This is a genomic window from Paracoccus marinus (assembly GCF_007018965.1).
GTDB classification, from domain to species: domain Bacteria; phylum Pseudomonadota; class Alphaproteobacteria; order Rhodobacterales; family Rhodobacteraceae; genus Paracoccus; species Paracoccus marinus.
Window position 1 is genome coordinate 201,791 of record NZ_VJYZ01000007.1, and the last position, 20,634, is coordinate 222,424.

General features: G+C 69.0%; 23 protein-coding genes and 1 tRNA gene. 14 read left to right on the forward strand and 10 right to left on the reverse strand.

Going from position 1 to position 20,634, the window contains the following annotated elements:
* The first annotated feature begins 330 nt into the window (after positions 1-330).
* Complete coding sequence (locus tag FNF32_RS05230; protein ID WP_185961865.1) at positions 331-1,968, forward strand: helicase HerA-like domain-containing protein; 1,638 nt, start codon at positions 331-333, stop codon at positions 1,966-1,968.
* Between the two features lie 28 nt (positions 1,969-1,996).
* Here FNF32_RS05230 and FNF32_RS05235 read toward each other — a convergent pair whose 3' ends face one another.
* On the reverse strand, positions 1,997-2,350 hold the full coding sequence (locus tag FNF32_RS05235) for a DUF6477 family protein (protein WP_221930660.1): 354 nt from the start codon (positions 2,348-2,350) through the stop codon (positions 1,997-1,999).
* 487 nt (positions 2,351-2,837) lie between these two features.
* On the opposite strand from FNF32_RS05235, the gene FNF32_RS05240 reads away from it, so the two are divergent.
* On the forward strand, positions 2,838-4,085 hold the full coding sequence (locus FNF32_RS05240; RefSeq protein WP_425467889.1) for a DUF6456 domain-containing protein: 1,248 nt from the start codon (positions 2,838-2,840) through the stop codon (positions 4,083-4,085).
* A gap of 90 nt (positions 4,086-4,175) precedes the next feature.
* On the opposite strand, the gene FNF32_RS05245 is transcribed toward FNF32_RS05240, so the two are convergent.
* The gene (locus tag FNF32_RS05245; protein ID WP_131673783.1) at positions 4,176-4,718 is read right to left on the reverse strand and encodes a peroxiredoxin; all 543 of its coding nucleotides are present in this window, start codon (positions 4,716-4,718) and stop codon (positions 4,176-4,178) included.
* 176 nt (positions 4,719-4,894) lie between these two features.
* Between FNF32_RS05245 and lipA the strand changes: the two genes are divergently transcribed.
* Positions 4,895-5,878 carry a lipoyl synthase gene (gene lipA / locus FNF32_RS05250; RefSeq protein WP_131673782.1) on the forward strand — a complete coding sequence of 328 codons (984 nt, stop codon included), beginning with the start codon at positions 4,895-4,897 and terminating at the stop codon, positions 5,876-5,878.
* Between the two features lie 11 nt (positions 5,879-5,889).
* On the opposite strand, the gene FNF32_RS05255 is transcribed toward lipA, so the two are convergent.
* Entirely contained in the window at positions 5,890-6,207 is a 318-nt protein-coding gene (locus FNF32_RS05255; RefSeq protein WP_246087702.1) for a winged helix-turn-helix transcriptional regulator, read from the reverse strand.
* A gap of 165 nt (positions 6,208-6,372) precedes the next feature.
* On the opposite strand from FNF32_RS05255, the gene FNF32_RS05260 reads away from it, so the two are divergent.
* The 4 genes from FNF32_RS05260 (at position 6,373) to FNF32_RS05275 (ending at position 8,411) form a co-directional block, all read left to right on the forward strand.
* Entirely contained in the window at positions 6,373-6,957 is a 585-nt protein-coding gene (locus FNF32_RS05260) for a flavodoxin family protein (RefSeq protein ID WP_143796504.1), read from the forward strand.
* Positions 6,958-7,017: 60 nt separating this feature from the next.
* Positions 7,018-7,101, forward strand: a tRNA-Leu gene (locus tag FNF32_RS05265).
* Between the two features lie 154 nt (positions 7,102-7,255).
* The gene (locus FNF32_RS05270) at positions 7,256-7,687 is read left to right on the forward strand and encodes an ElaB/YgaM/YqjD family protein (RefSeq protein ID WP_131673811.1); all 432 of its coding nucleotides are present in this window, start codon (positions 7,256-7,258) and stop codon (positions 7,685-7,687) included.
* A 4-nt stretch (positions 7,688-7,691) separates the two neighbouring features.
* Positions 7,692-8,411: a phage holin family protein gene (locus FNF32_RS05275; RefSeq protein WP_131673780.1), complete on the forward strand. Its 720-nt coding sequence runs from the start codon at positions 7,692-7,694 to the stop codon at positions 8,409-8,411.
* A 73-nt stretch (positions 8,412-8,484) separates the two neighbouring features.
* Here FNF32_RS05275 and grxD read toward each other — a convergent pair whose 3' ends face one another.
* Together grxD and FNF32_RS05285 are read right to left on the reverse strand one after the other, a co-directional pair.
* A complete protein-coding gene (gene grxD / locus FNF32_RS05280; RefSeq protein ID WP_131673779.1) occupies positions 8,485-8,850 on the reverse strand; it encodes a Grx4 family monothiol glutaredoxin in 366 nt (121 codons plus the stop codon).
* A gap of 25 nt (positions 8,851-8,875) precedes the next feature.
* A complete protein-coding gene (locus FNF32_RS05285; protein WP_131673778.1) occupies positions 8,876-9,118 on the reverse strand; it encodes a BolA/IbaG family iron-sulfur metabolism protein in 243 nt (80 codons plus the stop codon).
* Positions 9,119-9,335: 217 nt separating this feature from the next.
* Here FNF32_RS05285 and gph point away from each other — a divergent pair, with 217 nt between their 5' ends.
* Together gph and FNF32_RS05295 are read left to right on the forward strand one after the other, a co-directional pair.
* Positions 9,336-10,058, forward strand: coding sequence for a phosphoglycolate phosphatase (gene gph, locus FNF32_RS05290; RefSeq protein ID WP_246087696.1), 723 nt, complete (start codon positions 9,336-9,338; stop codon positions 10,056-10,058).
* Positions 10,059-10,066: 8 nt separating this feature from the next.
* Complete coding sequence (locus FNF32_RS05295; protein ID WP_131673777.1) at positions 10,067-10,474, forward strand: TIGR01244 family sulfur transferase; 408 nt, start codon at positions 10,067-10,069, stop codon at positions 10,472-10,474.
* A gap of 64 nt (positions 10,475-10,538) precedes the next feature.
* Here the strand turns inward: FNF32_RS05295 and FNF32_RS05300 are convergent, their stop codons facing one another.
* Entirely contained in the window at positions 10,539-10,898 is a 360-nt protein-coding gene (locus tag FNF32_RS05300; RefSeq protein ID WP_131673809.1) for a YigZ family protein, read from the reverse strand.
* Positions 10,899-10,997: 99 nt separating this feature from the next.
* Between FNF32_RS05300 and FNF32_RS05305 the strand changes: the two genes are divergently transcribed.
* On the forward strand, positions 10,998-11,594 hold the full coding sequence (locus FNF32_RS05305; protein WP_131673776.1) for a gamma-glutamyl kinase: 597 nt from the start codon (positions 10,998-11,000) through the stop codon (positions 11,592-11,594).
* Positions 11,595-11,604: 10 nt separating this feature from the next.
* On the opposite strand, the gene FNF32_RS05310 is transcribed toward FNF32_RS05305, so the two are convergent.
* Positions 11,605-12,093, reverse strand: coding sequence for a type II toxin-antitoxin system RatA family toxin (locus FNF32_RS05310; RefSeq protein WP_131673775.1), 489 nt, complete (start codon positions 12,091-12,093; stop codon positions 11,605-11,607).
* 73 nt (positions 12,094-12,166) lie between these two features.
* On the opposite strand from FNF32_RS05310, the gene FNF32_RS15270 reads away from it, so the two are divergent.
* Positions 12,167-12,343, forward strand: a complete 177-nt coding sequence (locus FNF32_RS15270; protein ID WP_185961859.1) for a hypothetical protein — start codon at positions 12,167-12,169, stop codon at positions 12,341-12,343.
* A gap of 78 nt (positions 12,344-12,421) precedes the next feature.
* On the opposite strand, the gene ypfJ is transcribed toward FNF32_RS15270, so the two are convergent.
* Positions 12,422-13,267 (reverse strand): KPN_02809 family neutral zinc metallopeptidase, encoded by an 846-nt coding sequence (gene ypfJ / locus FNF32_RS05315; protein WP_131673774.1) that lies wholly within the window; start codon positions 13,265-13,267, stop codon positions 12,422-12,424.
* Positions 13,268-13,446: 179 nt separating this feature from the next.
* Between ypfJ and FNF32_RS05320 the strand changes: the two genes are divergently transcribed.
* The 3 genes from FNF32_RS05320 to gyrA all read left to right on the forward strand — a co-directional run bounded on the left by FNF32_RS05320 (position 13,447) and on the right by gyrA (position 17,469).
* A complete protein-coding gene (locus tag FNF32_RS05320; RefSeq protein ID WP_131673773.1) occupies positions 13,447-14,043 on the forward strand; it encodes a DedA family protein in 597 nt (198 codons plus the stop codon).
* A gap of 10 nt (positions 14,044-14,053) precedes the next feature.
* Positions 14,054-14,548: a disulfide bond formation protein B gene (locus FNF32_RS05325; protein ID WP_131673772.1), complete on the forward strand. Its 495-nt coding sequence runs from the start codon at positions 14,054-14,056 to the stop codon at positions 14,546-14,548.
* 197 nt (positions 14,549-14,745) lie between these two features.
* Positions 14,746-17,469, forward strand: a complete 2,724-nt coding sequence (gyrA, locus tag FNF32_RS05330) for a DNA gyrase subunit A (protein ID WP_131673808.1) — start codon at positions 14,746-14,748, stop codon at positions 17,467-17,469.
* Between the two features lie 81 nt (positions 17,470-17,550).
* Here the strand turns inward: gyrA and FNF32_RS05335 are convergent, their stop codons facing one another.
* Together FNF32_RS05335 and FNF32_RS05340 are read right to left on the reverse strand one after the other, a co-directional pair.
* On the reverse strand, positions 17,551-17,958 hold the full coding sequence (locus FNF32_RS05335; RefSeq protein ID WP_131673771.1) for a RidA family protein: 408 nt from the start codon (positions 17,956-17,958) through the stop codon (positions 17,551-17,553).
* A gap of 93 nt (positions 17,959-18,051) precedes the next feature.
* Positions 18,052-20,631: a DUF3772 domain-containing protein gene (locus FNF32_RS05340; RefSeq protein ID WP_185961860.1), complete on the reverse strand. Its 2,580-nt coding sequence runs from the start codon at positions 20,629-20,631 to the stop codon at positions 18,052-18,054.
* Positions 20,632-20,634: the final 3 nt, after the last annotated feature.

The following is a 20,634-nucleotide window of genomic DNA, read 5'->3' on the forward strand; positions in this document are numbered from 1 at the left end:
TTGAGACGTTTGCAGGCGCGGCCGTCGGAAATCCGCGCTGCCCGCCGCGGCGCGATCGGGCTGGAACCGTATCCGCTTGCCTGTAAGCTGGCCCGCGACGCGAACCCGCCCGAAATCGTGCCCGCAATCCCGAGGACCGCCATGCCTGCCGATCTGCCGCCCGACCAGCCGCCCGCCGTTCCGCCGCCTTTGCCCACCCGCGCCTCGCCCGAGGCACCTGCGGCCGCGCCGCCTGCGGCAACCCCGGCCACCGTTTCGCGGATCGTGGACCTGGAAGGCGGCACCATCCATGTCGGCGGCTGCGGCGAAGGGCATGCTAACCCTGAGCGGATGCTGCTGAAATACGCCAACCGCCACGGTCTGATCGCGGGCGCGACCGGCACCGGCAAGACGGTCACGCTGCAAACGCTCGCCGAATCGCTGTCGCTGGCCGGGGTGCCGGTGTTCCTGTCCGACGTGAAGGGCGACCTTGCCGGCATGGCGCTGAAGGGCGGGGCCGATCCCAAGTTGGTCCAGCCCTTCGCCGACCGGGCGGCGACGATCGGCGTGACGCTCGACTACCAGTCGTTCCCCGTCACCTTCTGGGACGTATTCGGCGAAAAAGGGCACCCGGTCCGCAGCACGCCCGCCGAAATGGGGCCGCTGCTGCTGTCGCGGCTGCTGGACCTCACCCCCGCGCAGGAGGGGGTGATGAACATCGCCTTCCACGTCGCCGACGAACAGGGGCTGGCGGTTCTGGACCTGGCCGACCTTCAGGCGATGCTGGTCTGGGTGGGCGAGAACGCGTCCGACCTGCGGCTGCGCTACGGCAATGTCTCGGCGGCGTCGATCGGGGCGATCCAGCGCGCGCTTCTGGTGCTGGAAACGCAGGGCGGGGCGCGGCTGTTCGGTGAACCCGCGCTGGAACTTTCGGACCTGATGCGGGTCGATGCGTCGGGCAAGGGCGTGGTCAACATCCTGGCCGCGGACCGGCTGATGCAGTCGCCGCGCCTGTATTCCACGTTCCTTCTGTGGCTGCTGTCGGAACTGTTCGAGCAGCTGCCCGAGGTGGGCGACCCCGAAAAGCCGCGGATCGCGTTCTTCTTCGACGAGGCGCATCTGCTGTTCGACGGCGCGCCCGACGCGCTGGTGGACAAGGTCGAGCAGGTCGCGCGGCTGATCCGGTCCAAGGGGGTGAGCGTCTGGTTCATCTCGCAGAACCCGGCCGACATCCCCGAGACGGTGCTGGGCCAGGTCGGCAACCGGGTCCAGCACGCGCTGCGGGCATTCACGGCCAAGGACCAGAAGGCGCTGCGGATGGCCGCCGAGAACTATCGCCCCAACCCCGACTTCGACACCGCCGAGGCGATCCAGAACGTCGGCACGGGCGAGGCCGTGACCTCGTTCCTGCAACCGAAGGGGGTGCCCGGGATCGTGCAGCGCACGCTGGTGCGTCCGCCGCTGTCGCAATTGGGGGCGATTGCGGATGCCGAGCGCGCGCGGATCGTCGGCGCCTCGGCGCTGGGACTGAAATACGACAAGGCGCTGGACCGCGAGTCGGCGCGCGAGATGCTGGTCGCGCGGGCGACCGAGGCGGCGGACGCTGGCGCGGCCGGGCACGCGCGGGGGAGCGACGCGCGGCGGGGTGGCGACGGGCGCGCAACCGATGGTCGCGGCGAGGACGACCTGTTCCGGATGGACGAGGGCAGGGGGCGCAGGGATCGCGGCGGCTTCGACGACGACGATCGCGCCGACGATGGTCCCGACCGGGGCGAGCCGGAACGGCACACGCGCGGCCGCCGCTACCGGGCGGACGAGGAGGACGGCTATGCCACCCCCCGCACCCGGCGCGGCGCGGCGCCCGCGCGCCGGTCGCAAAGCGATTCGATCGCGACCGCGTTCGGCAAGAGCCTTGCCCGCCAGATCGGCACCAAGGCGGGGCAGGCGCTCGTGCGCGGCGTCCTTGGTTCCTGGTCGCGCGGCCGGTAGGGCGACAGGCCGCGCGGGCTTAGGACGGTCACACCGCCAGTCCGAGGCGCGGCTTGGCGACGGGTGCCGCGGCAAGTCGTGCCTCGGCCAGTATCGCGATCAGCAGGCCCAAGTGGCGCTGAAGGTCATAGTCGGCGGCCCCCTGGACCCGGGCGTCGTTCAGCGCCTGTTCAAGGCCGCGCAACAGGTCGAGCGACTTGCCCGGGCCGGGAACCATTTCGCTTTTCAAAAGCTTGGGCAGATCGCGGCCACGCCGCCAATGCGGCAGGCCCAGCCGCGCGGCCCGGATCAGAAGCGCCGGGCGGCGCAGGGGGCCAAGCGGCACGGCGGGGTCCCGGTCGGCGGGGGTCACGGGAAAGGCGATGATGTTGTCGCAGGTCATGGCGGCAAGCTCCGGTATGCGGGCGGGGTGTCGATGACGGCAGATTGCTGCACCGAGGCGCCCGTTGCGTTACCACCCGATGCGCCGCACGGCGGGGCAACGAAACTTTAGGATTTGTTAGCAAATAACCACGCATCTGGACTGCGGCCTGTCCTTATCGACAGGTCGAGGGTCACTACCCGACTGCCGCCTGCAACCTGGGGTGCAGCGGCATCAAGCGATGCGAGGGAAGACAACCATGACGATCCTGTCGGCCGACTTCAGCGTCTGCGCGCCGATCCCCACCTTGCCCGATTTCACCGGGACCGGGATCGACGCCACCGGGGCGGCCAGCCAATCCAGAAAGCCTGTCCAGCTGCCGGTGACCGGGGGCGCTGCCACGCCCCAGGGCCTGAACGCCGTCAACCCCGCGGACCCGGCCGCCTGCCCGCCGGGGCACATGGCCGCCGGGCACGGGGCGATCTTCTCGGGGAGCCTTGGCGGCGCCATGACGGCGACGCTCGGGACCGCCGTCATGGCGCGGCCCGCCGCGAACTCGACCATGCTGCCCGTCGGCCTGCCAGCCGACGCGCGGCTTTACCTGCGCCATGTCGAGGGCGGCGAATCCATCCGGGCGATCGCGCGCGAGACGGGCTGCCACGCCTCGACCATCCTGCGCCGCATCCGCCGGTTCGAGCAGCGGCGCGACGATCCCCTGCTGGACGGGGCGATGGACCGCAGCCGCGGACCCGACCCCTGCGCGGGCGCTGGCGGTGACCGCGCCGGCAACGCGCGGCCGCAGCCGGGCGACTGGACGCGCAACGAACTGGACCAGGCCCGCCGGATCCTGCGCCGTCTGGCCGAGCCGCGCGCCGTCATGGCGGTCGCGGCGGGGATGGAAAAGGCGATCGTGATGCGGGACGACATCCGCCTTGCGGTGCTGGACCGGGGCCTGGCCGAGCGGCTGGCGCTGATGGGCTGGGTCGCGCTGTCGCAGGGGGGCCGCATCACCCGCCACGCCATCACGCCGGCGGGCCGCGCGGCGCTCAAGACCCTCATCGCGGGTCGCGGGCGCACGCTGCCGGGGCATCACGACTTTGCGGATGCCCAGCCCGTGCAGCCCGTGCAGGCCGATCCGGCCGACCGGGCCGCAGGTGCCGGGTTTGCCGAAGGGGCGGCGCGGTTCGGGCATGCGCGCCCTGCTGACGCAGTCGGGCAGGCACCGGACGACTCAAACCCCCACGCCGACCAACACCGCGTCTGGGCCGAGCGCGAGATCGAGGATCCCGAGACCGGCGAGCGGCGGCGCACGCGGGTGAACCTTGCGGAAAGCCCGCTGCTGGTGCTGGCGCGGCGGCGCGGGGCCGACGGCAAGCCGTTCCTCGACGCGGGCCTCGTCGGCGCGGGCGAGCGGCTGCGCGAGGATTTTGAGCTGGCGCAGATGGGCGCGCGCGTGACCCAGAACTGGGACCGCTTCATGACCGCCGGGATCGACAGCTCGCCCCACGCGGGCGGCCGTCACGGCGGCGGGTCCGAAGGTGCGCGGGACCGCGTCGCCGTGGCGCTGCGCGACCTTGGGCCCGGCATGGGCGATCTGGTGCTGCGGGTCTGCTGCTTTCTCGAAGGGATCGAGATGACCGAGCGTCGGCTGGGCTGGTCCGCGCGGTCGGGCAAGATCGTGCTGCGGCTCGCCCTGATGCGGCTGGAACGGCACTACGTCGAACGCTACGGCAGCGGCTCGCCCCTGATCGGCTGACGCGGTTCGCAACTCGACCATGGGCAAACGCCTGCAATAAAAAAGGGCGCCCGTCCGGGGCGCCCCTTCGCAACCTCGTGCCAGCGGCCGTCAGGCCGCCTGGCTGCGTTCGCGCAGGTAGTTCAGCACGTTTTCGGGCGAGCTTTCGCCATACGGGTCCTCGGGGTGGTCGTCGCAGCGGCCCGGCTCCTCGAACACCGCCTCGACCACGCCGTCGTCGATGATCGCGGCATAGCGCCACGAGCGCGGCCCGAACCCCAGGTTGTCCTTGCGGACCATCATGCCGACCGCGTCGGTGAATGCGCCCGACCCGTCGGGGATCACCTTGACCGCTTCCAGCTTCTGCGACTTGGCCCACTGGTTCATCACGAAGCTGTCGTTGACCGACAGGCAGTAGATGTCGTCCACGCCGAGATCGGCCATTTCCGACGCCGACTTCTCGAACCCCGGCAGCTGGAAGGTCGAGCAGGTGGGCGTGAACGCGCCCGGCAGCGAGAACAGCACTACGCGCTTGCCCTTGAAGAAGTCGCTCGTGGTCAGCTTTTCCCAGCGGTAGGGGTTCGGGCCGCCGACGGCCTCGTCCCGGACGCGGGTCTGGAAGTTCACCTCGGGAAGCTTGTCACCGATCTTCATGTCTGGTCCTTTCCGGTTGGCGCCGCGGCCGGATTGCCGCAGCCGGATTGCTGCAGCGGAATTGCCGCAATGCAGCATCGCGCCTGTCATGCCCCGCCTACCCGCCGTTGATCAAGCCCCGCAAAACCATTACGTCAGGGCTCAGATGCCGGAACGTCCGGGAAGGACCGTTGTCGATGACCGACCAGCCTGTGATCCAAGACGCCGCCGACGCGAGCCCCGTGCCGGTCCTGCGCCGCCATCCCGAAAAGGCGCACCGCCCCGACCAGAGCCAGCCGAAGAAGCCCGAATGGATCCGCGTGAAGGCGCCGGTGAGCCAGGGTTACAAGGACACCCGCGACATCCTGCGCAAGAACCGCCTGTCCACGGTGTGCGAGGAAGCCGGCTGCCCCAACGTCGGCGAATGCTGGAGCCAGGGCCACGCGACCATGATGATCATGGGCGAGATCTGCACCCGCGGCTGTTCGTTCTGCAACGTGGCCACCGGCCGCCCCGACGCGCTGGACGTGTTCGAGCCGGGCAGGGTGGCCCACGCCGTCCAGACGCTGGGGCTGAAGCACGTCGTCATCACCAGCGTCGATCGCGACGACCTGGACGACGGCGGCGCCGATCATTTCGCCCAGACCATCCGCGCGATCCGCCACCGCGCGCCGGATGCCACGATCGAGGTGCTGACGCCCGACTTCCTGAAGTCCGTGCCGGGCAGCCTGGAAAAGGTCGTGGCCGCGCGGCCCGACGTGTTCAACCACAACCTGGAAACCGTGCCCGGCCTTTACCCCACAGTGCGGCCGGGGGCGCGCTATTTCCACTCGCTGCGGCTGCTGCAGCGGGTGAAGGAGCTTGATCCCACCATGTTCACCAAGTCGGGCATCATGGTGGGCCTGGGCGAGGATCGGCAGGGCGTCCTGCAGGTCATGGACGACATGCGCGCGGCCGACATCGACTTCATCACCATCGGCCAGTACCTGCAGCCGTCGCCCAAGCATCACCGCGTGGACCGCTTCGTGACCCCGCAGGAGTTCGCGGGCTACGAGAAATCGGCCTTTGGCAAGGGCTTCCTGATGGTGTCGGCGACCCCGCTCACGCGGTCGTCGTATCATGCGGGGGACGACTTCGCCCGGCTTCGCGCCGCCCGGCTGGCGCGGCTTGCAGGCGCGTAACGCTCCCGCGCTCAGCCGGTCCTGAGGACGGCCGCCTCGGGGCGCCAGCCTTCAGCTTCCCACTTCTGCGCGATCTGCCCGAGTATGTTCATCGCGCCGTGCAGTTCCTGCCCGCGCGGGGTCAGCGAATAGGTGACCTGCGGCGGGATCGTGGCCGCTTGATGGCGGTCCACCAGCCCCGCGCGTTCAAGCATCCGCAGCCGTTCCGTCAGCACCTTGGTCGAGATCCGGGGCAGGTGGCGCTGGAACGCGCCGAATCGCTGCGGCCCGTCAGTCGCCAGAATCCAGATCAGATAGGTGGTCCACTGTCCGCCCACGACCGAAAACATGCGGTCCACGGGGCATGCGCCCGGCGTCCCGTCGCAACCATCGTCCATATCTTTTCACCCGGTAAGTCACTTCCTTTATAGTGCCTACTTTCTTTCCGAAAGCAAGTAGCCATTCTTATGCCGTGAGGCGCGCCGGAACGGTCCGGCGTCAAAGCGGAGCATTCCATGACCAGCATCGCCATCCTCTACTTCAGCGGCTACGGCCACACCGTGAAACAGGCCGAGGCCCTTGCCACGGGCGTCCGGCTTGCGGGCGCGGTCCCACACGTGATCCGTATCCCCGAGACCGGCGACCTGACCGACGCCGACTGGACCGCCCTCGATGACGCGCAGGCGATCGTCTATGGCAGCCCCACCTACATGGGCGCGCCCGCCTGGCAGTTCAAAAAGGTCGCGGACGCAAGCTCTGCGCGCTGGATGGGGCAGGCGTGGCGCGACAAGGTGGCGGGGGGCTTTACCACCTCGGCCTCGACCGTGGGCGACAAGGGCGAGACGATCGCCGCGTTCATGACGCTGTCCCAGCAGCACGGGCAGGTCTGGGTGGGGCCGGCCGTGATGCCGTCGAACGCGCTTCAGAACGGGCCCGCCGACCTGAACTGGTCGGGCGGCAGCGCAGGCGCGCTGGCGATCGCACGCGCCGACGCCTCGCCCGATCAAGGCTATGAGGGCGACATGGAAACCGCGCGGCTTTACGGCCAGCGGCTCGCCACGATCGCGGCGACGCTGGCCCCGACCCGCGCCGCGGCCTGACGCTTGCGCGGCCCGGCGGCAGACGCTATCGCTGGGCCGCGCCCCGTCACGCACGACGGCGCCCGAGTGGCGGAATGGTAGACGCAGCGGATTCAAAATCCGCCGCCGCAAGGCATGTCGGTTCGAGTCCGACCTCGGGTACCAGCGCGCGATCTGTGCCTCGCGCAGGGCACCTGTGCCGGCCACCGCCGCCAACCTGCATGAAAACGCGGCAATCTTCCTGCGCTCCGGGAACAATCGGCACAAAGCGGTGTTGGTCTGCACAATTTGCAACATCCCGACCGAAAGGAACATCGCGATGGCCAACAACTACACCGCCACGGATGCCAAGAACGACCTCAAGGACACGGCGAAGGACGCCAAGAAGGACATCAGCGAAGGCGCTGAAAAGCTGGCCGGCGACGCCAAGGACGCCTGGAACAAGGCGACGGATTCGACGACCGCCGACAACCTGAAGAAGACCGCGACTGACGCCGTCGACCAGGCCAAGGCCAAGGGTCAGGAATACCTGGACACCGCGCGCGAGCGTGGCGCCGAGTACGCCGACCGCGCCCGCAGCGAGGCTGACCGCCTGTACCGCGCCGGCGAGAAGAAAGCCGGTGAAGTCGCGCACTACGCCGAAGACTATTACGACGAAGTTTCGGACATGATCCGTCGCAAGCCCGCGCAGGCGCTGGGTATCGCGGCGGGCGTCGGCTTCCTCGTCGGCCTGATCCTGGCGCGTCGCTGATCCGATGTTCGATTACGCGAGGAACATGCAGCTTGCCCTGACGGACGTTGCCCGCCGCACCGCCATGAAAGTGGCGGGCGGGGTGGTCATCCTCCTGGGGGCGGGCTTCCTGCTCGCCGCGCTGTGGACGTTCCTGGCGGATACCCTTGGTTGGGGTCCGCTTTGGGCGTCGCTGGCGATCGGGGTGCTGTTCGTCGTCATCGGGCTGGTCGTCATGAGCCGGGGCGGGCAGGTCAAGCACCCTGTCCCCACAACCGACGACCTGAAGGCCGAGGTCGAGACCCGCGTCAGCCTTGCCGCCGACGCGGCGCTGGAGAAGGCGCGGGTCAAGGCGACCGAGGTGGTCGATACCGTCGAGGACCGGGTGAACACCCTCGTCGGCGGCGTGACCGCCAAGGCGCAGGAGTTCGCGGACCAGGCAGAGGCCAAGGTTCACGGCTTCACCCGCACCGCCGCCAGCAACGCGGCCTCGCGCGTCGGCCTGACCCCGCGCTTCTTCACCGAGGCGCAGGAAACGCTCGACTCGGTCAAGTCGAGCAACGCGGCGACGATCACGCCGCTGCTGGCCGTCTTTGCGGCCGGTGTGGCGATCGCTTCCCGCGTGCAGTCGTGGCGTCATCAGGACGACTACGACTACGACGACTACGAGGACGATGATTTCGACCGCCGGGACCTGTCCAACGACGGGTACGACGACGATTACGACAGCGACGATTACTACTGACGGATCATATCCGAACGACAGCAAAAGGGCCGCGTAACGCGGCCCTTTCTCGTGTCAGCGTGATGGCACGGGGTCAGCCGTTGGCCTGACGGATCCGTTCGGCCGCTTCCTTGTCGTAGGTCACGCCCGACTTGTCGAAAAGCTGGTCGAGTTCGCCCGACAGCGTCATCTCGGTCACGATGTCGGCGCCGCCGACGAACTCGCCCTTGACGTAAAGCTGCGGGATCGTCGGCCAGTCCGAGAAATCCTTGATCCCCTGGCGGATCTGTTCGTCAGACAGCACGTTCACATCCTGGAAGGCGACGCCCATGTAGTTGAGGACGCTGGCGACGCGGCTTGAAAAGCCGCATTGCGGAACGTCCTTCGTGCCTTTCATGAACAGCACGACCTCGTTGCAGTCGATGATTTCCTGGATCTGCGTGCGCGACTCGTCGCTCATGATACGTCCTTTCGGGGAAGGGGGGTCAGTCGGGCGCCTTGGTGGTCAGCGCCAGCGCGTGAAGCGCACCGGCGGGCCCGTCCATCTGGCCCCTGAGCGCGGCATAGACCGCGCGCTGCTGCTGGACGCGGTTCTGGCCGCGGAAACTTTCGTCGATGACTTCGGCGGCGTAGTGATTACCGTCTCCGGCAAGGTCGGTGATGGTGATCGTGGCCGCGGGGAACGCGGCGCGGATCATCCCCTCGATATCCTGTGCTTCCATCGGCATGGCGGTCGGTCCTTCGTCATCGGCCTGAGGTGATGTAAGCAGGCGCGCGAGGGGTCACAAGGGGATGCGGCGTGCGCGGCGCGGCATCCGGGTCGCGAGGCGGATCGTGGATCGGTAATGTTGATAATCAGTATTATGTAATGCTCGGATGCGATCCGCGGCGTGCCTTTACCCGCGAGATGTGGCAAGCGTGGGCAAGCACTCGAACGACGGAGCCATGATGCCTGCACCGCAAAATCGCCTTCCCGTCATCTTCGATCTGGACGGCACGCTCGTCGATAGCGCACCCGACATTCATGCCTCCGTCAACGCCACGCTGCGCGAGGCTCGCTTGCGGACGCTGCCGCTGGACCGCGTCCGCAGCTTCATCGGCGGGGGCGTCGAGATGCTGTGGGCGCAGATCGCGGCCGAACTGGGGATCGATCCGGCCGAACGGTCGCGGCTGCTGGCGGCGTTCATGTCGCGCTATCATCACGCGACGCAGCTGACGCGGTTGTTCGACGGCGTCGCCGACGCGCTGTCGGTGCTGGCCGGACGCGGCCATCCGCTGGGCATCTGCACGAACAAGCCGGCGATCGCGACGCGCGCGGTTCTGGATCATTTCGACCTGACGCGGCTGTTCGGCGCGGTGATCAGCGGTGACAGCCTGGCGGTGAAGAAACCCGATCCCGCACCGCTGCTGGCCGCGATCGAGGCGCTTGGCGGCGACCCGCGCGACCCCCGCGCGGTCTTTGTCGGGGACAGCGCGTTCGACGCGAACTGCGCCCGGAACGCGGGCGTGCCGCTGCTGCTGTTCACCGGCGGCTACCGCCACGGCCCGACGAACTTGCTGCCGCACCACGCCGGGTTCGACGACTTCTCGACGCTTCCCGCGCTGATCGCAGAGACAGCGGCGCTTGATCCCATCGCCTTCGCGGGCGATCCTGTGGCCGACCGATAGGAGATTTCATGGACCTGCGCCAACTCACGCCCGCACTTTCCGTCTCGCCGCAGATCCACCCGTCCGATGTCCAGGAACTGGCCCGCGCGGGGTTCCGCGTCCTCATCAACAACCGCCCCGACGACGAGGTCGGCGCGGACGAGGATTCCGAAGCCATGCGGCAGGCGGCGACGGACGCGGGCATGGCCTATCACCACATTCCGTTCCATCCGGGCCGGGTGACGGCGGACATGGTCCGCGACTTCAAGGCGGCGGCGGCCGAAGGGCCGGCAATGGCCTATTGCCGCAGCGGCAATCGCTCGACGGTGCTTTGGGCCCTGTCGCAGTCCGGCGAGCGGCCGGCCCAAGAAATCATCGGGACTGCCGCGGCCGCCGGTTACGACGTGTCGGGCATTGCGTCGATGCTTGCCAGATAATGTTCAAGATCAAGCTGATGCCGCGCCAATCTGATACTGGTTATCCGCTTTGGCAAAGGCCCGTTCAGTTGCCCTGCACCCGCGCCGCCAGGTAATGCCGCACCGCGCCGATCACGTGGCGGAAGCGGTCGCCGCCCAGGTGCTTGCCGCCATACCAGCGCGTGACGACGATCAGATGGCCGTCCAGCCCCTCGCTTTCCAGCATTCGCAGGATGATCGCGCCCGCGCCCGCCTCACCGTCGTCGTTTTTCATGCTCTCGCTAGCGATCCGCGCGGCCCAGCTGTTGTGGGTCGCGCGGGCGAAGCGTTTGACCCGCCGCAATTCGGCAAGCGCCGCGTCGATGTCGGCGGCCGATCCGACCGGCCCGCCAGAGACCGCGTAAGTTGACCCCCGGTCCGCGATGATCCTGTCGAACGTCGTCAGCGCCACGCCGGCCCCTTTTTGCCTGCCTATCCGCGTCTTGTGCTTCCACGCGATCAGGGGCAATACCCGCCGCTGTCCGCAGCCGAAAGATCACCCGCGATGCTGGCCTTCCTCGACGCCCGACTGGTCCTATTGTCGGTCCCCAAGACCGGCACGACCGCGCTGGAAACGGCGCTGCGGCCGCACGCGCAGGCAGTGCTGACCGGGCATCCCGGCCTCAAGCATATCGAGCTGCGCGCGTTCCAGCGGTTCCTGGCCCCGGTGCTGGACCGCGCGGGCGCGCCCCGCTTCGAGACGGTGGCGGTGCTGCGCGAGCCTGTTGACAGGCTGCGCAGCTGGTACCGCTACAACGCCCGCGACGAGGTGATCGGCCGCGCCGACAGCACCGCGCGCGTGACCTTCGGGCAGTTCATCGAAGGCTATCTTGCGCCGGACCAGCCCGCCTACGCCCGGATCGGGCGGCAGTCCTGGTTCGTGGATCCCCTGCCCGGCCGCGAGCCGGTCGATCACCTGTTCCGCTACGAAGGGATGGACGCCTGCCTTGCCTTCCTGTCCGGACGGCTGGGGCGCAGGATCGCGCCACCGCGGATGAACGTCTCGCCCGAGGCAGACACCTCGCTTGATCCCGCGCTGGAACGTCGCCTGCGCGAGGCGCTGGCGGACGAGACGGCCTTGTGGGAGGGCGCGCGGCACTGACGGGGGCTTGCTAGCGGCCCCCCTGCCCGTAAAGCTTCGCCGCCCGGTCCTCGAACGCGCGCACGACGCGGTGCATCGCCTCGGTAAAGACGACCCCGATCACCCGGCCGAGGATCGGGTTGCGGAACTCGAAATCCACGAAGAACGCAACGCTGCAGCCGCCCTCGGCCCGGTCGGCAAAGGTCCAGCCGCTGTGCAGATGCCGGAACGGGCCGTCGAGATAGTCGGTGTCGATCCGCTTTTGGGCCGGATACAGGGTCACGCGGCTGCCGAAGCGTTCCCGAAAGACCTTGAAGCTGATGACAAGGTCGGCCTCGATCACCTCGGCGCCCTCGGCGCCCTGGGCACCCTCCGCACCGCCCGGCAGCGGCTGGCGCGACCGGATCCGGGCGGCGCTGTTCCACGGCAGGAACTCGGGATAGCGTTCGACATCGGCCACCAGATCGTACATCTGCTGGGCGGTGTAGGGCAGGTTCCGGGTTTCGGCGTGATGGGGCAAAGGGCTGTTTCCTGGGGCGTTCGGCGGCACGGGCTGCCGCGGAATCTATCAGCGGGATGAAGGGCTTCACAACATGAACTGGTTGGTGCGCGCGGCGCGCTGGGTCCGCAACCCGCCGTCCGAGGGCCGGGTGAAGCTGGTGGTCGCGGTGATCGTGCTGGCGATCGCGATCGCGACGGCCGAGCATTTCGGCTGGTGGCCCGACTGGGCCACGCAGGAACGCGTCCGCCCGCAGCGCCCGATGCGCTGACCCGCGACGGCACCGCGCGCGCCCGGCCAAGACTGTCGACGACTGGCCGGACGCGCGGGCTGATCCCGCCTTACAGGCTCAAAGCCCCGTGCCCGCGAAGGTGTCGCATTGGGACAGCTGGCCGCTTTCCATCCCGCGCGTCAGCCATTCGCTGCGTTCGGCGGCCGAGCCGTGGGTGAAGCTGTCGGGCATCGGCGTCCGGCCCGCGCCCTTCTGCAGCATGTCGTCGCCGACCGCGCGGGCGGCGTTCACCGCCTCGTCGATGTCGCCCGGCTCGATGCTGCCGAAACGGTCCTGCGCCTGCCGCGCCCAGATCCCGGCGAAGCAGTCGGCCTGCAGCTCGGTCATGACCGAGATCCGGTTCGAGTCGACCTCGCTCGCCCGCGAGCGGAGCTGGTTGACCTTGGGCAGGATGCCCAGCTGGTTCTGGACGTGGTGGCCCACCTCGTGCGCGATGACGTAGGCGGCGGCGAAGTCACCGCCCGCGCCCATCTGCTGATCCATCATGTCGAAGAAGGTCGTGTCCACGTACAGGCGCTGGTCGTTGGGGCAGTAGAACGGCCCCATCGCGGCCGACGCGCTGCCGCAGGCGGACTGGACCGCGCCCGAGAACATCACCAGCGTCGGGTTCTGGTACTGGGTATTGCCCTGCGCGGGCAGCACCTCGGCCCACACTTCCTCGGTGTCGGCCAGCACCACCGACACGAACTGGCCGATTTCCTGTTCGGCGTGGCTCAGCTCGCGCTCCTCGCCGGGCTGCATGCTTTGCGTCTGCTGGACCACCGGGGTGATATCCACGCCGAAGAAATAGCCGACTGCCAGGACGACGATGGTGCCGACGACGCCCAGGCCCCCTGCCCCGCCGACGCCCATGCCGCGCCTGTCCTCGATGTTGCTGCTACCGCGACGTCCGCGCCATTCCATGCTGCCGTTCCTTCGATCTGCCGTGCGATGGTCCCGGCGCGCCCGTGCAAGCGGGGCGCGCGCGGGTCAACCCTGTCGCCGCAAAGGCTACGTGGGGTTGACGCGCCCCGCAAGGCGGTCGATCCACGCAGGCGGGGACCGCGCCGCGCCGTGGTCCGGCTGACGCGAGGGGATGGCGCATGTTCGACTGGGTCCTGTCGGTGATCGAGGGCTGGGGCTATCCCGGCATCTTCGCGCTGATGCTGCTGGAAAACGTGTTACCGCCGATCCCGTCCGAGGTGATCATGCCGCTTGCGGGCTATCTGTGCGGGACAGGCGCGCTGTCCTTCGTGCCGGCGCTGATCGCGGGCACGCTGGGGTCGATGGCGGGCACCACGCTGTGGTTCTGGCTGGGGCGATCGCTGGGGTCCGAGCGGCTGAAGCGGTGGGCCGGGCGGCACGGGCGCTGGCTCACGGTCTCGCCGTCCGACATCGACACCGCGCAGGGCTGGTTCGCGCGCCACGGCGGCGCGGCCGTGTTCTTCGGCCGGATGGTGCCGGCGGTGCGGACCCTGATCTCGGTTCCCGCGGGCATCGCGCGCATGCCGCTGGGGCGCTTTCTCGCCTTTTCGGCGGCGGGCAGCTTTCTGTGGACGCTGCTTCTGGCCGGGGCGGGGCTGCTTTTGGAAAGCCAGTACAGCCGTGTCGCCGATGTGATCGACCCGGTGTCGAAGGTCGTGGTGGTCGCGATCGTCGCGTATTACCTGTACCGCGTCGTGACGTGGAAGCCGGAATAGGAACGGGTCGATGCTGGAACGCCTGACCGCGCGGAGGCTGGCGCTTGTCGCGAGCCTTGGATCGGCGCTGCTGCTGGCGGGTGCGTTTGCGTTCCAAGCGGCGGGCTATGCGCCGTGCGAGCTGTGCATCCTGCAGCGCTGGCCGCATCTGGCGGCCGCCGTCGTGGGTGTCGCGGTGCTGGCGTTCGGCTGGCGAAAGGCGCTGTCCGCAGTGGGCCTGCTGGCGGCGCTGGCGGCAACTGCGTTCGCAATCTTCCACGTCGGCGTCGAGTGGCAGTGGTGGGAAGGCCCCATGGCCTGCACCGGCGGCATGGGCGACATCGCCACCATGTCCACCGCCGAGCTGATGACGCGGCTGAGCGAGGCGCAGGTCGTGCGCTGCGACCAGCCGTCCTTCGTGTTCCTGGGTCTGTCGATGGCGGGCTGGAACGCCGTCTGCTCGGCCGCGCTGTCGGTCCTGTGGGCCCTGTCTCTTCGGCGGCCGCGACTGGCGGCAAGCCGCTGAATTCGTTGCGCGGGCGATCGCCCGGAAGGCCGTTCCTGTTGAACCCATCTCCGGTGGGTGATAGACCATGCGCCAACAAGATATAGAGGCGCAGCCCCTTGGCCGATCCCACCGACACCCCTGACGACATGCCCGAAGACGATACCCCCGACAGCCCCGCCGCTGCCGGGTCGGGCGAGCCTGCGAGCCGCAGCGTGATGCCCCATGACGGGCCGGTGATCGACATCGCGGCCGAGATGAAGACCGCCTATCTCGACTACGCGATGTCGGTGATCGTCAGCCGCGCAATCCCGGACCTGCGCGACGGGCTGAAGCCGGTTCACCGCCGGATCCTGTTCGCGATGAACGAAACCGGGAACACCTTCGACAAGTCCTATCGCAAGTCCGCGCGCCCGGTCGGCGACGTGATGGGGAAATACCACCCGCACGGCGACGCCTCGATCTACGACGCGCTGGTGCGGATGGCGCAGGACTTTTCCATGTCGCTGCCGCTCCTTGACGGGCAGGGCAACTTCGGCTCGATGGACGGCGATCCGCCCGCGGCCATGCGCTATACTGAAGCGCGGATGGCCAAGGCCGCGAACTGGATGCTGGCCGACATCGACAAGGACACGGTCGAGTTCCAGGACAACTACGACGGCAAGGACCGCGAGCCGACCGTGCTGCCGGCGCGGTTCCCCAACATGCTCGTCAACGGCGCGGGCGGCATCGCCGTCGGCATGGCCACGAACATCCCGCCCCACAACCTGGGCGAGGTCATCGACGCCACGCTGGAACTGATCGCCGACCCGGACCTGTCGACCGAGCGGCTGCTCGAGATCATTCCCGGCCCCGACTTCCCGACCGGCGGCATCATCCTTGGCCGTTCGGGCGCGCGGAAAGCCTATCTCGAAGGGCGGGGGTCGATCATCGTGCGCGCCCGCACCCGGGTCGAGGATATCCGCAACAACCGCCAGGCCATCGTGCTGGACGACGTCCCCTACCAGGTCAACAAGGCGACGCTGGTCGAGCGGATCGCGGAACTGGCCAAGGAAAAGAAGATCGAGGGGATCAGCCACGTCCAGGACGAATCCAACCGCCACGGCGTGCGGCTGGTGATCGAACTGCGCCGCGACGCCACGCCCGACGTGGTACTGAACCAGCTTTACCGCTTCACGCCCATGCAGACGAGCTTCGGCGCCAACATGCTGGCGCTGAACGGCGGCCGCCCCGAACAGCTGACCCTGCGCGGGTTCCTGACGAACTTCATCACCTTCCGCGAAGAAGTCGTCGCCCGGCGCACCGCGTTCGAGCTGCGCCGCGCGCGCGAGCGCAGCCACATCCTGTGCGGCCTTGCCGTGGCCGTGACCAACGTGGACGAGGTCGTGGCCACGATCCGCGCCTCGGCCGATCCGGCGGACGCGCGCGAACGGCTGATGGAACGGCGCTGGCCCGCGGCCCAGATCCTCGAATACCTCAAGCTGATCGACGATCCCCAGCACCCGGTGAACGACGACGGCACCTACAACCTGTCCGAGGCGCAGGCGCGCGCGATCCTGGAACTGCGCCTGCAGCGCCTGACCGCGCTTGGCGTGCAGGAAGTCACGGACGAGCTGCGCGCGCTTGCCGACGCGATCCGCGACTACCTCGCCATCCTCGCCTCGCGCGAGCGGATCATGGGCATCATCGCGGACGAGCTGCGCGAGGTGAAACAGCTTTTCGCCGTCCCGCGCCGCACCGAGATCACCGAGTGGTCCGGCGACATGGACGACGAGGACCTGATCGAGCGCGAGGACATGGTGGTGACCATCACCTCGGGCGGCTACATCAAGCGCACCCCGCTGGTCGAGTTCCGCAGCCAGCGCCGGGGCGGCAAGGGCCTGTCGTCGATGGCAACCAAGGACGACGACGTGGTGACGACCCTGTTCGTCGCCAACACCCATACAGAACTGCTGTTCTTCACCACCGACGGCATGGTCTATCGGCTCAAGACCTGGCGGCTGCCCCTGGGCGGGCGCACCGCCAAGGGCAAGGCGCTGGTCAACATCCTGCCGATCGACGGCGGCACCTCAATCGCCGCGCTGATGCCGGTGGACGTGCCCGAGGACGAATGGGACAGCCTGCAGATCGTGTTCGCGACCTCGGACGGGGACGTGCGGCGGAACGCGCTGTCGGATTTCACCAACGTGAAGTCGAACGGCAAGATCGCCATGAAGCTGCCCGACGGGGTGAGCCTGGTCGACGCCCGCATCGCGGACGAGGATGACGACGTGATGCTGGTCACCGCGATGGGCCGGGCGATCCGCTTCCCGACCACGCATGTCCGCATCTTCAAGGGCCGCGATTCGACCGGGGTGCGCGGCATCCGCCTGGCCAAAGGCGACCACGTGGTCAGCATGTCGGTCATCCGCCACTTCGAGGCGTCGCCGGGCGAACGGGCGGCCTATATCAAGATGCGCCGCGCCGTCGAAGGGGCGCTGGACGACGGGGCCGAGCCCGACGAGGACGAAGACGTGGCCGAGGCCGCGCTGTCGCAGGACCGCTATGCCGAGATGAGCGCGCACGAGGACCTGATCCTGACCGTGACCGAACGCGGCGCGGGCAAGCTGTCGTCGGCGCACGACTATCCGGTGCGCGGGCGCGGCGGGCTTGGCGTGATGGCGATGGACCGGGCCATGCGCGGCGGCCAGCTGGTCGCATCCTTCGCGGTGACGCTGGACGACCAGATCATGCTCGCGACCTCGACCGGGCAGTCGATCCGGGTGCCGGTCGACGGGATCAGCTTCCGCTCGCGCACGGCGGGCGGGGTGCGGGTGTTCAACACCGGGCGCGACGAGGTGGTCGTGTCGGTTGCGCGAGTGGCCGAAGGTGCCGCGGACAACGGCGTGCTGGTGGAAGACCAGGCTTTGCCGCCGGAAGGCGACGCACCGGCGGGGGAGTAAGGCGCCTTCCCCGCGCCGACATGGTGAAGCAATCGACGCCGGGCCGCATCGTGCGCCCGGCGTCTTGCGTCCGGTCGGGCGTCAGCCCGGCACGCGCACCGTCAGTTCAAGCTCGACCTGAAAGGCCGGCCCGGCCAGCGCGGCGACCCCGACGCCGGTGAGCGACGGCTGCGCGCCGTCGAAGAAGTCATGCAGATGCGGCATCAGCACCTCCAGCCGTTCGGGCGTGAGGTCGGTGACGAAGCAGCGGACGATCGCGATGTCGTGCGGCGTGGCCCCCAGCGCGTCGAGCGACGCCCGCGCGTTCCGCACCACCACGCGCATCTGCCCGTCGAGGTCACCGGGAACGGGCGATCCGTCGGCGCTTTGCGCGACCTGGCCCGAGACATAGGCCATCCGGCCCGGGTCGACGACCGTGATCTGCGAATATCCGACCGCCCCGACGTCGGGCAGGGTGGACGGGTTCAGGCGGGTGATGCCGTCGGCCATGATGCGTCCTGACAGGTTTGTTCGCCGGATACTCGACGCGCGCGCTGCCCGGCGCAACCCCTGCCCGGTCGGTTGATGCGCCGCCTCGGTCCCTCAGCCCCGGCCGCCGTCCCCGTCCCCGTCACCGTCACCGTCGCCATCGCCGGGCGCATCCTCAAGCCCGCTCGACGATGCCCGCGCGATCCGGGGGTCGAGCGTGTCAGGATCCTCGCCCCGGTCCACCGGAAGCGCGCCGGTCGCGGCCGGTGCCGCGTTCGGCCGGGCAGCGCCCTGCGCCGGGCCGCGCGACGCGGCCAGCGGATCGGCAAGCTTCGTCAGTTCCTCGACGTTGCGGATGGTGACGTCGCGGTGGGTGTAGGGGATCACGATCTCGTCGCGCTCGAAGCGGTCGATGATCTGGTGGCGGATTTCGGTCTGGACGCCCAAGCCCTGGTTCACGTCCGAGATGATCGCCCTGATCTCGAAGTTCAGCCCGTCCGCACCGAAGCCCGTGAAGAATACCGATGGCGGCGGGTTGATCAGCACGATCGGCTGGTCCTCGGCGATCTCGGTCAGGATCTGCGTCACCTTCCGCGTATCGCTGCCATAGGCGACCGTCACCGGCACGATGACGCGGCCCTGCAGGCTGCCGCGGGTCCAGTTCGTCACCGGCTGCGAGATCAGGTCCGAGTTCGGGACGATGATGTTGGTGCGGTCAAAGGTCTGGATCTGGGTCGAGCGGACCGAGATGCGGCGCACGTAGCCCTCGGCGGTGCCGACGCGGATCCAGTCGCCAAGTGCGATCGGCCGTTCGATCAGCAGGATGATCCCGCTGACGAAGTTCGACACGATGTTCTGCATCCCGAAGCCGATGCCCACCGACAGCGCACCGGCGACGATGGCGAGGTTCGACAGGTCGATCCCCGCTGCCGTGATCGCCAGCACCGACGCCAGCATCACGCCGATGTAGCCCAGGCCCGACACGATCGCGTTCTGCCCGCCCGCGTCGATCCGCGTGCGTGGCAGGATGGACGTGCGGAACGCGCCCTGAATGAACCGGGTGATCCCGTAGCCCACGACGAACACCGCAAGGAAGGTGACGATGGCGCCGGGCGACAGCCGCACGCCGCCGAGCGAAACCCCCTGCCTGAGCCGCGTCCAGCCTTCGGCCAGGTCCGACACCCGCGCCCCCCAGATCAGCGCGAAGACCGGGATCGAGGCGATCACCAGCGCGAACCCGATCAGGACCGGGGCCAGCGCCTGCTGCCCCTTGCGCTGGTCGCGGGCCAGCATCGCATACAGGTCGACAATGAACTCCTGCAACACGATCAGCAGGCCAAGCAGCGCGAGGCTGTAGATCATCGGCCACAGGATGCCGTTGGCCATGCTGTTGTAGCCGATGAGCGCCAGCAGCACGACCATCACCGCCGCGGGTCGCACCACGTTGCCCGCGATCGACACCATCCGCACGCGGTACGCGGGCTGGTCGCTGCCGTCGTAGCGCAGCGCCTTTCTCAGCGTGTATCCCAGCCGGAACAGCAGCAGCGCCGCCAGCACGATCAGGGGCGCGTGCCAGACGCCCGCGCTCGCGGGCGCGAACTCCATCGGGACGCTGGTTCCAGCCGTGGGCGGCCCCCACGGGCGAACCGGCACCAGCGCGCGGAACACGATCAGGTGGATCGCCACGACACCGACCAGCAGGTCGGCGTTCAGGCGGGCGCGGGCGCGCGCCTCGTCCGGCATCTGGATCGGCCCATGCGCCTGCGGCGCGAAGAACAGCCCCGACAGCCAGCGCCCGCCGAAAAATGCGAAGGCCGCGGCGGGCAGCGCCATCAGGATCGGCCGCCCCCAGTCGCCGAAAAGCCCCGTCAGGTCGGCCGCGCGCACCGCAAGCCAGACGCCCAGGGTGGGCACCGCGATCTGGCCCAGCGAGGCGAGGAACATGACCGCGTCGCGCGAATAGTCGCCCGCGCTCGCCGACAGCCGCGACGGTAAATGAGAAATCCAGCGCCAGCCATAGATCAGCAGCAGAAGCGCCGCGATGACGTAGCCCGCGACGCCCGGCGCGCGGTCGCGCCAGTCGGCGGCGGTGGCGGCCTCCAGCCGGTCCGACATCTCGCCGCCGAGGCCCCTCGCCAACGTCACCGTGTCGCGGGTCGCGGCGGCCCAGCTGCCCGGCAGCAGGGGCGACGGCGACAGCTGCATCAGCGCCGATGTCTGGCGTTCCCGCTGAAGCGTGTCGATCGACTGGATGATGCCGTTCGCGCGGCTCGCCGCCTCGACCGCCTGCAACCCCGGGGCCTGCAATTCCGACAGCGCGGCGTTCAGCTCGGCCCGCCTGCTGGCAAGGTCCGGCGCCTCGGTCTCGCCCTCGGCCGGGACCGGGCCCAGGGCCGCGATCTGGTCGCGGACGGTGTTGATGCGGGGCTCGTTGACGTTCTGGACCGACAGGAACCGCTCGCGCCAGTCCACCACCTGCTGGCGCAGCGAGTCGAGTTGCTGGCCGTTGGCGTTGCCCGCGCCGACCAGCTCCTCGATCTGGCTCGCCTGCCGGTCCCACAGCGCGTAATCGGGGGCATCTGCCGGCGCTTCCTGGGCCAACGCGGCACCGATGGGCGCGATCGGAGCCCCGACCTGCATGAAAAGGATGGCCAGGCACGCGACCAGCGCGGCCCGCAGGGTGGTCAGGGTCATGGG